13 protein-coding genes are annotated in these 14,777 nt (G+C 62.8%); 6 read left to right on the top strand and 7 right to left on the bottom strand.

Annotation, left to right across the window (positions count from 1 at the left end):
- The first annotated feature begins 98 nt into the window (after positions 1 to 98).
- Complete coding sequence (locus ACIQ2A_RS01865; RefSeq protein WP_398475132.1) at positions 99 to 584, top strand: hypothetical protein; 486 nt, start codon at positions 99 to 101, stop codon at positions 582 to 584.
- 106 nt (positions 585 to 690) lie between these two features.
- Here the strand turns inward: ACIQ2A_RS01865 and ACIQ2A_RS01860 are convergent, their stop codons facing one another.
- The 7 genes from ACIQ2A_RS01860 to ACIQ2A_RS01830 all read right to left on the bottom strand — a co-directional run bounded on the left by ACIQ2A_RS01860 (position 691) and on the right by ACIQ2A_RS01830 (position 9,703).
- Positions 691 to 1,692, bottom strand: a complete 1,002-nt coding sequence (locus ACIQ2A_RS01860; protein ID WP_398475130.1) for a Bug family tripartite tricarboxylate transporter substrate binding protein — start codon at positions 1,690 to 1,692, stop codon at positions 691 to 693.
- 364 nt (positions 1,693 to 2,056) lie between these two features.
- Positions 2,057 to 3,037: an NADPH:quinone oxidoreductase family protein gene (locus ACIQ2A_RS01855; protein ID WP_398475128.1), complete on the bottom strand. Its 981-nt coding sequence runs from the start codon at positions 3,035 to 3,037 to the stop codon at positions 2,057 to 2,059.
- 4 nt (positions 3,038 to 3,041) lie between these two features.
- Positions 3,042 to 4,043, bottom strand: a complete 1,002-nt coding sequence (locus ACIQ2A_RS01850) for a Bug family tripartite tricarboxylate transporter substrate binding protein (protein ID WP_398475126.1) — start codon at positions 4,041 to 4,043, stop codon at positions 3,042 to 3,044.
- Positions 4,044 to 4,152: 109 nt separating this feature from the next.
- Complete coding sequence (locus tag ACIQ2A_RS01845) at positions 4,153 to 5,406, bottom strand: MFS transporter (protein ID WP_398475207.1); 1,254 nt, start codon at positions 5,404 to 5,406, stop codon at positions 4,153 to 4,155.
- Between the two features lie 226 nt (positions 5,407 to 5,632).
- A complete protein-coding gene (locus ACIQ2A_RS01840) occupies positions 5,633 to 6,604 on the bottom strand; it encodes a TAXI family TRAP transporter solute-binding subunit (protein ID WP_398475124.1) in 972 nt (323 codons plus the stop codon).
- 40 nt (positions 6,605 to 6,644) lie between these two features.
- Entirely contained in the window at positions 6,645 to 7,601 is a 957-nt protein-coding gene (locus ACIQ2A_RS01835) for a TAXI family TRAP transporter solute-binding subunit (RefSeq protein WP_398475122.1), read from the bottom strand.
- Positions 7,602 to 7,672: 71 nt separating this feature from the next.
- Positions 7,673 to 9,703, bottom strand: coding sequence for a TRAP transporter permease (locus tag ACIQ2A_RS01830; RefSeq protein ID WP_398475120.1), 2,031 nt, complete (start codon positions 9,701 to 9,703; stop codon positions 7,673 to 7,675).
- A 192-nt stretch (positions 9,704 to 9,895) separates the two neighbouring features.
- Here ACIQ2A_RS01830 and ACIQ2A_RS01825 point away from each other — a divergent pair, with 192 nt between their 5' ends.
- From ACIQ2A_RS01825 to ACIQ2A_RS01805, 5 genes are all read left to right on the top strand, one after another.
- On the top strand, positions 9,896 to 10,852 hold the full coding sequence (locus ACIQ2A_RS01825; protein WP_398475118.1) for a TAXI family TRAP transporter solute-binding subunit: 957 nt from the start codon (positions 9,896 to 9,898) through the stop codon (positions 10,850 to 10,852).
- Positions 10,852 to 11,364: a tetratricopeptide repeat protein gene (locus tag ACIQ2A_RS01820; protein ID WP_398475116.1), complete on the top strand. Its 513-nt coding sequence runs from the start codon at positions 10,852 to 10,854 to the stop codon at positions 11,362 to 11,364. Before ACIQ2A_RS01825 ends, ACIQ2A_RS01820 begins: the two co-directional genes overlap by 1 nt.
- A gap of 66 nt (positions 11,365 to 11,430) precedes the next feature.
- Entirely contained in the window at positions 11,431 to 13,332 is a 1,902-nt protein-coding gene (locus ACIQ2A_RS01815) for a propionyl-CoA synthetase (RefSeq protein ID WP_398475114.1), read from the top strand.
- Positions 13,333 to 13,484: 152 nt separating this feature from the next.
- Positions 13,485 to 13,751, top strand: coding sequence for a hypothetical protein (locus tag ACIQ2A_RS01810; RefSeq protein WP_398475112.1), 267 nt, complete (start codon positions 13,485 to 13,487; stop codon positions 13,749 to 13,751).
- 327 nt (positions 13,752 to 14,078) lie between these two features.
- Positions 14,079 to 14,750 (top strand): OmpW family protein, encoded by a 672-nt coding sequence (locus ACIQ2A_RS01805; RefSeq protein ID WP_398475205.1) that lies wholly within the window; start codon positions 14,079 to 14,081, stop codon positions 14,748 to 14,750.
- The last annotated feature ends 27 nt before the right edge of the window (positions 14,751 to 14,777 follow it).

The following is a 14,777-nucleotide window of genomic DNA, read 5'->3' as shown; positions in this document are numbered from 1 at the left end:
AGGCGCGTGATCTGGATCAATTTGCCATTTCGCGCGCGCTGCGACACGACTATCTTTCACCACAAGGCGATGCCGGTGCGATGGCTGCGGCGATGGGGATGATTCGAATGCGTGGTGTCTGCAAAGGAATGGTTGTCGCTGGCCTGATGGCGCTCGCGTCCGGGATCGCGCAGGCCGACGAGTTCAAGCTCAGCCAGAACCAGCGCATTTCCTGCGGCCGCGGGCTTGCGCCGGGCAAGCTCTCGACGGCGACATGCCGTTCCTATGCGTATCTGTTCAATGCCACGACGTCGGAATATTTCCGCTGCAGCGTGTCGCTGTCGATGACCCGCGATGCCAAGGAAGTCATCAACGTCCAGACCGATGGCAGCTGCAGCAAGAAGGCGCGGATCTTCGATACGGATGGCGCCTATTCCTTCGATGTCGCGGAAACCGAGCCGCCGAACACGAATTCGTTTTTTGGCACCGGCGGCGTGGCGCTGTGGGTCAGCGACGACAAGGCGCGGAAACTGCGCGGCTGCGTGACGATCCCGTCGGGTATTGGTCCCGACGTGTCACGCTGCGTGGATATGAAGCTGGAATGATCCTGTAGGGCGGGCAAAGCGCAGTGCCCACCATCTCTCTTGGTGACGTAGTGGTGGGCACGGCGCAACAACGCCTTTGCCCACCCTAAAGTTTCGCAGCTTTCGCTTACTCCGGCTTGATGCCGGCGAACTGGGCGACCTTGGTCCACTTCTCGATTTCCGACTGGATGAACGCATCCATCTCGGCCGGCGTGCCACCGACCGGATCGGCACCGAGCTTGATCATGCGGGCCTTGCCATCGTCCGACTTGACGAACTTGTCGATCGAGGCACTGAGCTTTCCAACGATCTCCTTCGATGTCTTGGCAGGTGCTGCGACGGTGAACCAGGAGGCTGCGTCGTAGCCGGGGACGCCGGCTTCGGCGATCGACGGAAGGTCCTTCATCGGCTCCCAGCGCTTGGCGGTGGAGACGGCCAGTGCGCGGATCTGGTTGCCTTCGGCAAAGGTCTGCGCGGCGGGCAGGTTGTCGATCATCACATGGACGCGGCCGCCGATCAGGTCGGTCAGGGCCGGCGCGCTGCCCTTGTACGGCACATGGGTCAGCTTGACGCCCGTCATCGACTTGAACAGTTCGGTGGCGAGATGCGCGGTGGTGCCGAGACCCGGCGAGGCATAGAAATATTCGTCCGGCTTGGCCTTGGCCAGGTCGATGAATTCCTTCACCGACTTCGCCGGCATCGAATTGGTCACCGACATCAGGTTCGGCACCTTGGCCAGCACCGACACCGATGCGAGGTCCTTGCCCGGATCGAACGGCATGTTCTTGAACACGAGCTTGTTGGTCGCGTGCACGCCAGGCGCACCGACCAGGAATGTGTAGCCGTCGCCTTCCGCCTTGGCGACGAAGTCGGCCGCGATATTGCCGCCGGCACCGGCCTTGTTCTCGACGATGAATTGCTGGCCGTATTCTTCGCTCAGCTTCTGCGCAACGACGCGTGCGAGAATGTCGGTGGTGCCGCCAGCGGCGAAGGTGACGACGAACTTGACCGGTTTGGTCGGCCATTCGGCTGCGCTGGCACGACGGCCGATCAGCGGCAGGGTGCCGAGAGCGGCAGCGCCGCCGAGAATGACGGAACGGCGGGACGGAAAGCGGGTCGGCGAAGTCATTTCAAAGTCCTCTGCATGGACGGATTGGCACATGCGTCAGCGTGCCATCCGGAAGGCGATGTGGTGATGCTGGGTGTCAACAGCCGGCGATCGGTAGTCATCCGGCGATGGGATGTGGCTGCGAAGCGCAGTTGATGCCCTGAAAGTCTGCCGAACGCGCAGGCCCTGTCTTAACTCCCGATCATGTGCTCGTTCTTTGCAGAACGCGTTGCAGCAAAGGTAATCCGCTGCACGGAATGTTACCAGTGCAATGCAACACCATCCTTAAGCAATTGGCACTACACGCGCGTGACTGCGTCCGAAGGTCGCGTTCTCAGTGTCCGCTGGACGAACGTGCTGCGTGGACATGACATTCGGATAGTCGTCAGTGCGGAAACACGATCACCGGCTTGCCGACATTGCCGCGCGTCATCAGCTGTTCGAGCGCCCACGGGGCTTCGTCGAGCGGATAGGTCGCTGTCGGCCGCGGGGTGATCTTGCCGCTGCTCACGAGGTCGGCCAGACGCTGCATCACGGGTGTTGCATCGGCGGAGTTGTTGCGCACATAGCCGCCCCAGTCGACGCCGACGATGGACGATCGCTTCAACAGCGGCAGGTTCAGCGGAATGCGCGGGATCTCGCCGCCGGCAAAGCCGACCACGAGGTGGCGGCCGCCGGGGGAGAGGCAGCGGAACGCCGTCTCCGACCAGGCGCCGCCGACGGGATCGTAGATGACGGTGAGCGGGCGCCCGGCCAGTTCAGTTTCGAGGGTCTTGCGCCAGTCAGGCTGGCTGTAATTGACGGTGAGATCGGCGCCGCGTGCGCGGCAGGAGGCAAGCTTGTCGTCGGATGATGCCGCAGCGGCGACGGTCGCACCGAGCCCCTTGGCGATGTCGATCGCCGCGAGGCCGACGCCGCCGGATGCGCCGAGCACAAGCACCGTTTCGCCTGCGCGCAACTGGCCGCAAGTCTCCAGCCCGTAAAGTCCGGTGCAGTAGTTGAGCAATGCCGACGCGGCGGCGTCCGAGCTGAAGCCATCGGGCAGCTGCATGCAGGACGTCGCCGGCACGGCGATCTGCTCCGCCAGTCCGCCGTTCGACGACAATGCGGTGACACGCTGTCCCATGAGTTCGGGTGAGACGTTGCTGCCGATCGCGATGATCAATCCGGCGACCTCGCTGCCGGGAATGAACGGCAGCGGCTTCTTGACCTGATAGCCGCCACGCACATGCAGCGCATCGACATAGCCGAGGCCGGCGGCCTCGACCTGAATGATCACCTCGCCGGCACTAGCGCTCGGCGCCGGCACATCGGTCAGGACCAGATCGCGGGGATCGCCATAGGCATTGCAGACGATCGCCCGCATGCCGTCACTCCGGCTTGATGCCGGCGAACTGGGCGACCTTGCCCCACTTCTCGGTTTCCGACTGCACGAAGGCATCCATCTCGGCCGGCGAGCCGCCGACGGGATCAGCACCGAGCTTGATCAGGCGCGCCTTGCCGTCGTCCGACTTGATGTATTTGTCGGTGGAGGCATTGAGCTTGGCGACGATGTCCTTCGGCGTCTTGGCCGGAGAGGTGATCGTGAACCACGACGCCGCGTCGTAACCGGGGACGCCGGCTTCGGCGATGGTCGGGATGTCCTTCATCGGCTCCCAGCGCTTGGCGGTGGAGACAGCGAGCGGGCGGATCTGGTTGCCCTCAGCGAAAGGCTGCGCGGCCGGCAGGTTGTCGATCATCACATGGACGCGGCCGCCGATCAGGTCGGTCAGCGCGGGTGCACTGCCGCGGAACGGCACATGCGTGAGCTTCACGCCGGTCATCGACTTGAACAGTTCGGTGGACAGATGCGCGGTCGAGCCGAGGCCCGGTGTGCCGTAGAAATATTCGTCGGGTTTTGCTTTCGCGAGCGCGATGAATTCCTGCACCGATTTGGCGGGCAGCGAATTGGTCACCGACATCAGGTTCGGCACCTTCGCGATGATGATGACCGACGAGAAGTCCTTCACCTGATCATAGGTCATGTTCTTGAACACGAATTTGTTGATCGCATGCGTGCCCGGCGTGCCGACCAGGAATGTGTAGCCGTCGCCCTCCGCCTTGGCGACGAAGTCCGCGGCAATGTTGCCGCCGGCGCCGGTCTTGTTCTCGACGATGAACTGCTGGCCATATTCTTCAGACATCTTCTGCGCGACAAGGCGCGCGAGAATGTCGGTGGTGCCGCCGGCGGAAAACGGCACGATGAATTTCACGGGCTTGGTGGGCCATTCGGCCGCGCTGGCGCGACGGCTGACCAGTGGCAGGGTGCCGAGAGCAGCAGCGCCGCCGATAATGACAGAGCGGCGGGACGGAAAGCGAATCGAAGACGACATGTCCAACAGTCCTTTGCGATCGAGTCCCTGCGGGACGATTTGCGCGCAAGCTACGCTGCAGTCCCACAAGTTGCTACAGTAATAGCGTACCATCCTTAAGCATTAGGTACTAACGCGAATGACCTGCGCCGTTCGGCCGCGTCTCCGGCATCAGCATGATGAACAGCACGAGTCCAATCGCTGCGAAGCCGGCGAGCGTGAGGAATGCAGCGCTATAGCCTGCAACGACGATGATGACACCTGCGACGAAAGTACTAAGCGCGCCGCCGAGTCCTGCGGCCGTGGCGATGGCGCCCTGGCTGACATTGAAATGGCCGGTGCCTTGCGTGAGATCGGCGACGATCAGCGGAAACAGCGCGCCATAGATTCCGGCGCCGACGCCGTCGAGCAATTGCACACCGACCAGCCAATAGGGATTGTCGCTGAGCGGATAGAGCGCGCCGCGCAGGATCAGTACGGCAAGCGCGCAGGCAAACATCGGCTTGCGCCCCCAATTGTCCGCCTGGCGGCCAACCACGATGGCGACCGGGACCATCACGAGCTGCGCCGCGACGATGCAGATCGACATCAGCGTCGTGCCGAGTTCGTTGTTCACCAGCGCGAGTTTCTGTCCGACCAGCGGCAGCATCGCGGCATTGGAGAAATGAAACAGCACGGTGGCGGCGGCGAAGACCAGCAGCGGCTTGCAGGTGAGCAGCACGCGAAAGCCTGATGGCTGATCGTCGCTCGGAGTGTCCGGCGGTTCGAGGTCATGCAGGCCGCGGGCGACCTGATGGTCGATGGCATCGGCAGGGATCGCCAGCATCGCAGCAACGCTGGCCAGCGCCATCGCCGCCATCAGCCAGAACACGACGACCGGGCCGAAGAAGTAAGCCAGGCCTCCGGCCAATGCGGCAGCGACGGCATTGCCGGCATGGTTGAACGCCTCGTTGCGGCCGATGCGCCGGGCAAAGGCGCGGGGGCCGACAATGCCGAGCGTGATCGCCGCCAGCGCCGGTGCGAAAATCGCAGCCGCAATGCCGGTCAGTGCCTGGGTGGTCGCGACGAACAGGAAGCCGGGATAGAGCGGCAGCACCACGGAGCCGATGGTGACGATGACGGCTGCGATGATCACGGCGGCGCGCTTGGCCGTCGTCTTGTCAATGAACGCGCCTGCCGGTGTCTGCGCCAAGATACCGGCGATGGCCGCCACCGACATCACGGCGCCGATCGAGGCTTCATCCCATTTCTGCACGGTGAGCAGGTAAATCGCGAGATAGGGGCCGAGCCCGTCGCGGACATCGGCGAGAAAGAAGTTCAGTGCGTCGAGCGGATGCTTGGTCGTCTCTGTAGCGGCTGGCACCGGTCGGTCCTCGCGGCACATGAGGTGCCCGGCAGGAAACATGGCCACGGGGATTCTGGTTCCGCGGTAAAACGAACTCAACCGTCATTGCGAGGAGCGCAGCGACGAAGCAATCCAGAAAGCCAAGAGAAGGAAGAGCTGGATTGCTTCGCTTCGCTCGCACTGACGACCGAATGAACCTTCAAGCCGAAACAAAAGCCGCGATGTTTTCACATCGCGGCTTCCAGTCAGGTCGTATGAGCCGGTCTTACTTGCCGATGCCCTTTTCCTTGAAATATTTCAGGGCACCCGGATGGAACGGCACCGGCGAGCGCTCCTGGACCTGGTTGTCGAGCGAGAAGCTCTCGGCTTCCTTGTGCACGGCGACGATGTCGGCCTTCTTTTCCACCAGCGTCTTGACGATGTTGTAGGCGTCGTCGTCCTTCATCTTGTCGTTGGTGACGATGATGTTCCAGACTTCTGTATTGGCGTTGTCCTTCTCCATGCCGGGATAGATGCTCTTGCTGATCGTTGAAGCCGAATACAGCTTGCCATATTTGGCGTTCATCTTGTCGGCGAGTTCGGCGTGGTCGATCATCTTGATCTTCATGCCCGGCGTCGCGGCAAGGTCGGTCACCGCTGCTGTCGGCACGCCGCCGACCCAGAAGAAGGCGTCGATCTTGCGGTCCTTGATGGCGTTGACGCTCTCGGCGACGCCAAGACGCTCGCGCTTCAGGTCCTTGTCCTTGTCGAGGCCGCCGGCCTCGATGACGCGGAACGCCATCACTTCGGTGGCGCTGCCGGGCGAGCCCGTGGAGACGCGCTTGCCCTTGAGGTCCGAGAATTTCTCGATGCCGGTGCCTTCCACCGTCACCACATGCATGCGGTTCGGATAGACGACGAGCAAGGTCTGCAATGGCACCTTGCCGCTCTTGAACTTGTCCTCACCCTTGAAGGCGTCGAGTGCCGCATCGGCCATGCTGAAGCCGAGTTCGCTCTGGCCCGAGGCGATCAGCTTGAGGTTATCGACGGAACCGCCGGTGACTTCCGCCGTGGCCTGGGTGTTCGGCAGGGCCTTCGACAGCACATTGGCGATGGCGCCGCCGAGCGGATAATAGACGCCGCCGGTGCCGCCGGTGCCGATGGCAATGGTCTTCTGCTGGGCGATGGCTGCACCCGCGAGACCTGCGGTGGCGACCAGTGCCACGGCGATGGTCGATTTCTTGAAACGCTTGAACATGATTCTTCCTCTCCTCCAGTTTTTCATGATGTCGCGGTGATCACTTCACCGCGCCGACTTCCTTGAGATATTTGAGCGTGCCGGGATGATACGGCGCCGGAGACTCCGCGGCCGTCTGCGTGGCGAGATTGATGTTCTCGGCTTCTTTATGGACGGCGAAGAGATCGGCCTTGTTCTCGAAGATCGCCTTGGTGATCGCGTAAGCTGTCTCGTCCGACATCTTGTCGGTGGCCATGATCTGGTTCCAGGCGGCAAAGCCCTTGCTGTCGGTGGTCTGGCCGGGATAGCTGCCGGCCTTGATCACGCTCGGTGCAAAGATCTGGCCGTATTTCTTGACGATCGGCTCCAGCAGATAGTCGATGTCGATCAGCTTGATATGAACGCCCGGCGTGGCTGCGAGATCGACCACCGCGGCGGTCGGCACGCCGCCGCCCCAGAAGAAGGCGTCGATCTTGCGGTCTTTCAACGCTGCAGCGGATTCCGCGACCGACAGGCGCTCACGCTTGACGTCCTTGTCCTTGTCGAGGCCGGCCGCTTCCAGCAGGCGGAAAGTCTGCGCCTCTGACGCCGAACCCGGCGCGCCGCCCGAGATGCGCTTGCCCTTGAGGTCGGCGAATGTCTCGATCCCGGTGCCGGCGATGGTCACCACATGCACGGGGCTGGAATAGACGGCGACGATGGTGCGCAGCGGCACCGGCTTCTTGAATTTTTGCTCGCCCTTGATGGCGTCGGAGGCGACGTCGCCGGTCATGAAGCCGAGATCGGCCTGTCCGCTTTCCAGCAGCTTGATGTTATCGACGCTGCCGCCCGTGACTTCGCCTGTCGCCTGGGTGTGCGGGAGCTTCTTGGACAGCAGGTTCGCAAGGCCGCCGCCGAGCGGATAGAAGATGCCGCCGGTACCGCCGGTCGCAATCGCGATGGTCTTTTCTTGCGCCGTTGCAGGATTCGCTATGCTGGCGATGCCGAGCAGAGCGAAGCCGAGAGCCGTCCATTTCATCGTTGCACTCCCTGAAGTTGGCGGCGCTGCTTATCTGCAGCGTCCGCTGGTCTTGTTTTTCTTGTCGTCTCCTATGCCGTCACTGGCTGGGTGCGCGTGCGCATCTGCCAGAGCAGGACGCCGAGACCGATGATCAGGCCTGGCAAGAATGTGTAGCTGATGTCGCGGCCGATGATGCTTTCGATGATCGCCTCGATCAGGCTCGGAAACACCAGCAGCAATCCCGATAGCAGAAGCAACCCGCGCTCGATCGGCGTATTTTGTCGCAGACCCCAGTTCTGCGCGCAGGCCGCGAGCGCCAGCAGGCCGCAGGTGGTCTTGAAGGTGATCTCGACGATGTCCACCCACGAGCCGCCCTTGGGGATTGACAGCAGCAGGCCGACGCCCTGGGGATCGCAGACGAAGACGAATGGCACCAGGAAGGCCGGTAGCGTGTACTTCCAGGATTGCAGCGTGGTGCGGTAGGGGTCGCCGCCGGTAATCGCAGCGGCTGCGAAAGGCGACAATGCGGTCGGCGGCGAGACCTCCGACAGCACGGCATAGTAGAAGATGAACATGTGCGCGGCGTAATCGGGCACGCCGAGCTTGATCAGCGCAGGGGCCGCGATCACGGCGCAGATGATGTAGGACGCGGTCACCGGCACCGCGAGGCCGATGATCCAGACGATCAGCGCCGTATACAGCGCCGTCAGCAGCAGGCTGCCGCCGGCATAGGCGATGACGATGGAGGAGAATTTCAGGCCAAGCCCGGTGAGTGTAACGACGCCGACAACGATGCCCGCGCAGGCGCAGGTCGTGGCTGCATTGAGCGCGCCGATCGAGCCTTCCGACAGTGCCTTCACCAGCTTCTTCGGCATTAAGGCGGTGTCCTTGCGCAGGAAGCTGAGCGCAAACGTCACCACGATCGCATAGAACACCGACAGCGCCGGCGAGAAGCCGATGATCATGAAGACGACGACGGCGAGTAGCGAGATGAAGTGGAAGCCGTAGCGCCTGGTCATGGTGCCGAGGCCAAGCTCGGGCGTGAAATTGACGTTCTTGGCGCCAAAGCGCTTGGCGTCGATCTCCACCATGATCAGCAGTGACAGGTAGTAGAGAATGGTCGGGATGGTCGCCATCCAGATCACGTCGAGATAGCTGATCTTGAGGAATTCAGCGATCAGGAACGCGGCAGCGCCCAGCACCGGCGGCGACAGGATGGCGCCAAGACCACCCGCCGCGAGCAGGCCGCCCGCGGCATTCTTCTCGAAACCAGCCTTTTTCAGCATCGGCGCGGCCACGGTGCCGATCATGACGGTAGTGGCGACGCCGGAGCCCGACGGGCCGCCGAGTAGGAAGGACGACAGCACCACGGTGCGGCCGGCGGCATTGGGCTTGTTGCCCATCAGCGCCAGCGAGAAATCGATGAAGAACTTTCCGGCGCCGGATTGCGCGAGGAACGCGCCATAGATGGTGAACAGGATGATCAGCGTCGCCGAGACGTCCACCGCAACGCCAAAGATGCCTTCCAGCGTGATGAAGAGATGGCCGACCAGGCGCGGCAGGTCATAGCCGCGATGGGTCCAGGGCGCCGGCAGGTGCGGGCCGAGCATGGCATAGGCGATGAAGAAGATGGAGACGACCGGCATGATCCAGCCGGTGGTGCGCCGCGTCGCTTCCAGCAGCAGGAGGATGAAGACGACGCCGACGATCACGTCCATCCGGTCGGGCAGGGTGGCGCGGTCTGTAAAGTCCTCGCCGCCCCACAGCGCATAGACGATGGTGGCAATGGCGATGATGCCGGGCAGGATGTCCCACCAGCGCAGACGGTCACGGAACCGCTTGGCGACGGGGAACAGCAGGAAGGCGAGGATCAGCGTGAAGGCGACATGGATGTAGCGCAGTTCCTGCGTCGGTACGATCGCATAGGCGGCATAGAGGTGGAACAGGCTCATGCTCACGGCAATGCCGGTGCAGATCAGGCCGGCCCAGCCGATCAGCCGGTTGGCCGCGCCTTCCTCGGCTTCGATGAGCTCCTCGACCTTCTGCATCGTCGCGTCGGAGACAATCTCCGCCTCGACGATCTTGTTGACATCGGTCGCGTGCGCTTTGTCGTCAGCCATGTTTCTTCCCTCGGGATTTTCCCGCGAGCCGGATTTGCCGGCCTTATTAGTTTTAATGCGCCGCATTCATGCCGTTTTGACCGGCTGGCGCAAGGGCTTACCGCTGAAACTTTCGTCGGCTTGCGGGGCCTCGCGCGCGTTGCGGCGATGTGCGGATTGACCACTCGTTGTGCACGGTCCACCCTTTGAACGATGACATATCGAACCACAGGAAACCGACGCTGCATTGCAGCGCTCGCGGTTATGTTCGCCCTGTGGGCGGCGCCGGCGCGTGCCGAGCCGATTGCGGTACTGACCGGCGGCAGTTCAGGCGTCTACTATCCGCTCGGCGTCAGCATCGCGATGGTCTATGCGGATATTCCCGGCGCCAAGGTGCTGGTGGAAACAACCGATGGTTCGGTCGAGAACCTGATGCGGCTGCAGCAGGGCACTGGCCAAGTCGCCTTCGCGCTCGGTGATGCGCTGATGTCTGGCTGGCGCGGCGATGCCGAGGCGGGTTTTGCCGGCAAGCTGGATCGCCTGCGCGTCATCGGCGCGCTCTATCCGAACTACATCCAGATCGTCGCGACCAAGGCGAGCGGCATTCGGTCGCTCGCGGACCTGAAGGGCAAGAGCCTGGCCGTCGGGGCGGAGAAGTCGGGCACCGAGCTTGAGGCCCGCGCGATCTTCAAGGCGGCAGGCATGAGCTTCAAATCGCTCAAGCGTGTCGAGACGATCCCCTTTGCGGAATCCACCAAACAGATGATCGAGAACAAGCTCGACGCGTCGCTGCAATCCGCCGGCCTCGGGGTCACATCGATCAAGGAACTGACTGACAACAGCGACACGGTGCTGGTGCCGGTCCCGTCATCGGTGGTGAGGAAACTCGGCGCGCCGTTTCGCTCTGCCATCATTCCGGCGGACACCTATCGCGGCCAGGCGAAGCCGGTGCCGACCGCATCGGTGATGAACTATCTGGTGACCAGCACGGCTGTGAGCGATGAACTCGCCTATCAGATGACGAAAGGCCTGTTCGATGCGGTGGATGAACTTGCCGTTGCCCATCGTGCCGGGCATGAGATCAAGCTCGCCACGGCGGTGAGCCGCAGCCCGGTGCCGCTGCATCCGGGCGCGCTGCGCTATTATCGCGAGAAGGGCCTGATCAAGTAATGCGACTGCCGATCTATTTTATCGCTGCCACCTATCTGCTCAGCTCATTCAATGCCAATGCGGCTGTCGATACCGATCCGGAGACGCCGCCGGTGCCGAAGGTCGATACGGCGCCATGCTTCGCGGCGATCGCGGCCGTCGATGACGACAGGATCATTGCCATTTGTGGTGACCTAATCAGCAACGAGAAAGTGGCAACGGCCGACCGCCTAAAGGCAGCGAGTGCACGTGGCGCCGCCTATGCGCGCAAGGATCAGCTCGATCCGGCCATCGCCGACTACGATTCGGCGCTGAAGATCGATCTGTCACGGCCCGACCTGCTCAATGCCCGCGGCGAATTGCTGCGCAAGAAGGGGGACCGCCCGCGCGCCATCCGCGATTTTGGCGCGGCGATGAAATTGGATCCGCAGAATGAGGCGGTGCGCGCCAATTACAAGGCGCTGGCGCAGGAGATCGAGCGGATGGGCGCGAAGATGTCGGTGCAGCCACAACCAAAGGCGCCCTTGAAATAGCTGCGCATCGCGTGACAATCAGGAGGCAATAACCCCGGTATCGATAACGGGGACGGGGGAGACGCCATGACGACCAGCCGCTATCACGAGGTGCACGCCCAGTCGCTGTCCGATCCGGAGCGCTTCTGGGGCGAGGCGGCAAAGGCGATCGACTGGATCAAGCCGGCGGATAAGGTGTTTGATCCCACGCAGGGCCTCTATGGCCGCTGGTTCGCCGGTGGCGTGCTCAATACCTGCTACAATGCCCTGGATCGCCACATCCCTGGCCGCGCCGATCAGGTCGCGCTGATCCACGATTCGCCGCTGACCGGCGAGATCCGCAAATTCACTTATGCCGAATTGCTGCACGAGACCCAGGTCCTCGGTGCGATCCTGCAGGAGCACGGTGTCGGCAAGGGCGATCGCGTCATTCTCTATATGCCGATGGTGCCGGAAGCCGTGGTCGCCATGCTGGCCTGCGCGCGCATCGGCGCGGTGCATTCGGTGGTGTTCGGCGGCTTCGCGGCCAAGGAACTCGCGACCCGCATCGACGATGCGCGGCCGAAACTGATCCTGTCCGCCAGCTGCGGCATCGAGCCCGGCCGCATCGTGCAGTACAAGCCGCTGCTCGATGAAGCGATTGCGCTCTCCAGCGCGAAGCCGGGCGGCTGCATCATCCTGCAGCGACCGCAGCAGCGCTGCGATCTTGTCGCGGGTCGCGATCACGATTGGACGGAGCTGCGCGAGAAGGCGATTGCTGCGAAAAAATCGGCCGATTGCGTGCCGGTGCAGGCCACCGATCCGCTCTATATCCTCTACACATCAGGCACCACCGGCAAACCGAAAGGCGTCGTGCGCGACAATGGCGGACATGCGGTCGCACTCGCCTGGTCGATGCAGAATCTCTACGGCGTGAAACCCGGCGAGGTCTGGTGGTGCGGCTCCGATATCGGCTGGGTGGTCGGTCACAGCTACATCATCTATGCGCCTCTGTTTCATGGCGCGACCTCGATCATGTATGAGGGCAAGCCGGTGGGCACGCCCGATGCCGGTGCGTTCTGGCGTGTCATCTCCGAGCACAAGGCCGTCGCCTTTTTCACGGCGCCGACGGCCTTCCGCGCCATCCGCAAGGACGATCCCGACGGCGCTTTCATCCGCAAATACGATCTGTCGCATTTCCGCACATTGTTCCTCGCCGGTGAGCGCGCCGATCCGCCGACCGTGGATTGGGCCGAGAAGCAACTGAAAGTGCCGGTGATCGATCACTGGTGGCAGACCGAGACCGGCTGGTGCATCGCCGGCAATCCGGTCGGCCTGGGTCAGTTGCCGGTGAAGCACGGCTCGCCGACGGTGCCGATGCCCGGCTACAAGATCGAGGTGGTGGATGAAGCCGCAAAGCCGGTGCCTGCGGGCACCATGGGCTCCATCGTCATCAAGCTGCCGATGCCGCCGGCCTGTCTGCCCACACTGTGGGAGCAGGACGCGCGCTGCAAGGAGGCCTATTTCAACGAATTCCCCGGCTACTACAAAACCTCCGATGCCGGTTATCTCGATGACGACGGTTATGTCTATGTGATGGGCCGCACCGACGACATCATCAATGTCGCGGGGCATCGGCTTTCCACCGGCGGCATGGAGGAGATTCTCGCCTCCCATCCCGACGTTGCCGAATGCGCGGTGCTGGGTATCAAGGACAACATCAAGGGCGAGGTGCCCTGTGGTTTCCTGGTGCTGAAGGCAGGCGTCGATCGCTCCAATGCCGAGATCGAGAAGGAAGTCGTGGCCCTGGTGCGCGACAAGCTCGGCCCCGTCGCCGCCTTCAAGCTCGCCATCGCGGTGACGCGTCTGCCGAAGACGCGGTCCGGAAAAATCCTGCGCGGCACCATCAAGAAGATCGCAGATGGCGAGACCTGGACCATGCCGGCGACCATCGAGGATCCCAAGGCACTGGACGAGATCGGCGTGGCACTCGCTGGTAGGATGGGTTGAGCGAAGCGATACCCATCGCCCCGAATGCCTGAGCGTGCGGTGATGGGTATCACTCCGGCGCTTCGCGCCTCCGCTCAACCCATCCTACGGCCCCACCTTACAATCCCCGCATTTCGCGCTAAACAGGCGCCACATTGCCGACAGGACTCGCCATGCGCCTCGCCCCGACATCTCTCATCGCCCTCACGCTCGCCGCCACGTTGCTGGGCGCCTGCGCGCGGCGCTCCGATGTGCCGATGTCGAGCATGGGCGATGATGACGATGCGGTCTGCCGCGCCAATGGCGTCGCCGTTGGCTCGCCGGAATATTCGGCCTGCCGCAAGGATCGCGATGTCCAGCGCAGCAACGCCATCGCCCGCGCCGATCGCAAGCAGCGCGATCTCGGCGAATACATGCTGAACAATCCGAACCGGCCGTGACGCTCCCCCTCATCCTGAGGAGCGGCCGCAGGCCGCGTCTCGAAGGATGGCATCGAGCTCCAATATCTCATGGTTCGAGACGGCGCCGAAGAGGCGCCTCCTCACCATGAGGGGCGGAGAAGGGCAACTGCTCCTTGATATCCCTCAATTCCGTGTGTCCCTCCTGCAACGCTTCCGCGCGCAGTCGCTGAGCTGCGCCGTTGCTTTGAGCGACATCAACGTCTGCATCAGCCAGGTGTCGTCTTTCGCGTAGACCGACGGTGGGATCATTCACCCGAGTCAATTCGAAAGTTGGGGCGCTCTGCCATGAAGACGATCTGGACCACGATGTCGCTGCTGCTGGCGGCGACGGCCATCACCGGCATTTCCACAGCTAGCCACGCAGCCGATCTGGCCGCCGTGAAGCCGATCTACAAGGCGCCGGTGGTGGAAGCCTGGAATCCCTGGATGATCCGCCTGCGCGTGCTCGGCGTGGTCCCGGAGAATGGCGGTCACGTCAATCAGGTCGCCGGCTCCAGCCTGAAGACCTCGGATCAGGTCATCCCCGAGCTCGACATCACCTATTTCTTCACCAAGAATCTCGCCGCCGAGATCATCCTTGGCGTCACCAAGCACAGCGTGTCAGGCTCCGATGCACTGGCCGGCGTCGATGTGGGCAAGTCCTGGCTGCTGCCACCGACCCTCACTTTCCAGTATCACTTCACTGAGCTCGGTGCGTTCAAGCCCTATATCGGCGCCGGTGTGAACTACACCTGGTTCTTCAGCCAGTCGGCTGCCGGCGGCACGGTGATCGAGAGCCACCTGAAGGATTCGGCAGCGCCCGTCCTGCAATTCGGCTTCGACTACATGATCGACAAGCACTGGGGCTGGAACGTCGACGTCAAGAAGCTGTGGCTGCGCCCGAACTGGGAAGGCACGCTGGCTAACGGCACGCCCATCACCGGTCAGGTCAAGCTCGATCCATGGCTGATCGGCACCGGCATCACCTACAAGTTCTGATTTTTCGTTCTCTGTGTGACTGAGGGG

Origin of the sequence: Tardiphaga sp., assembly GCF_044336785.1 — a bacterium.
Taxonomy (GTDB): domain Bacteria; phylum Pseudomonadota; class Alphaproteobacteria; order Rhizobiales; family Xanthobacteraceae; genus Tardiphaga.
The sequence above is the reverse complement of the archived record's forward strand: the minus strand, read 5'-3'. Positions and strand labels throughout refer to the sequence as shown.

Bases quoted from the DNA above. Each gene is read 5' to 3' on its own strand.
- ACIQ2A_RS01865 (WP_398475132.1), top strand. From the start codon at position 99: ATGATTCGAATGCGTGGTGTCTGCAAAGGAATGGTTGTCGCTGGCCTG.
- ACIQ2A_RS01860 (WP_398475130.1), bottom strand. From the start codon at position 1,692: ATGACTTCGCCGACCCGCTTTCCGTCCCGCCGTTCCGTCATTCTCGGC.
- ACIQ2A_RS01855 (WP_398475128.1), bottom strand. From the start codon at position 3,037: ATGCGGGCGATCGTCTGCAATGCCTATGGCGATCCCCGCGATCTGGTC.
- ACIQ2A_RS01850 (WP_398475126.1), bottom strand. From the start codon at position 4,043: ATGTCGTCTTCGATTCGCTTTCCGTCCCGCCGCTCTGTCATTATCGGC.
- ACIQ2A_RS01845 (WP_398475207.1), bottom strand. From the start codon at position 5,406: ATGTGCCGCGAGGACCGACCGGTGCCAGCCGCTACAGAGACGACCAAG.
- ACIQ2A_RS01840 (WP_398475124.1), bottom strand. From the start codon at position 6,604: ATGTTCAAGCGTTTCAAGAAATCGACCATCGCCGTGGCACTGGTCGCC.
- ACIQ2A_RS01835 (WP_398475122.1), bottom strand. From the start codon at position 7,601: ATGAAATGGACGGCTCTCGGCTTCGCTCTGCTCGGCATCGCCAGCATA.
- ACIQ2A_RS01830 (WP_398475120.1), bottom strand. From the start codon at position 9,703: ATGGCTGACGACAAAGCGCACGCGACCGATGTCAACAAGATCGTCGAG.
- ACIQ2A_RS01825 (WP_398475118.1), top strand. From the start codon at position 9,896: ATGACATATCGAACCACAGGAAACCGACGCTGCATTGCAGCGCTCGCG.
- ACIQ2A_RS01820 (WP_398475116.1), top strand. From the start codon at position 10,852: ATGCGACTGCCGATCTATTTTATCGCTGCCACCTATCTGCTCAGCTCA.
- ACIQ2A_RS01815 (WP_398475114.1), top strand. From the start codon at position 11,431: ATGACGACCAGCCGCTATCACGAGGTGCACGCCCAGTCGCTGTCCGAT.
- ACIQ2A_RS01810 (WP_398475112.1), top strand. From the start codon at position 13,485: ATGCGCCTCGCCCCGACATCTCTCATCGCCCTCACGCTCGCCGCCACG.
- ACIQ2A_RS01805 (WP_398475205.1), top strand. From the start codon at position 14,079: ATGTCGCTGCTGCTGGCGGCGACGGCCATCACCGGCATTTCCACAGCT.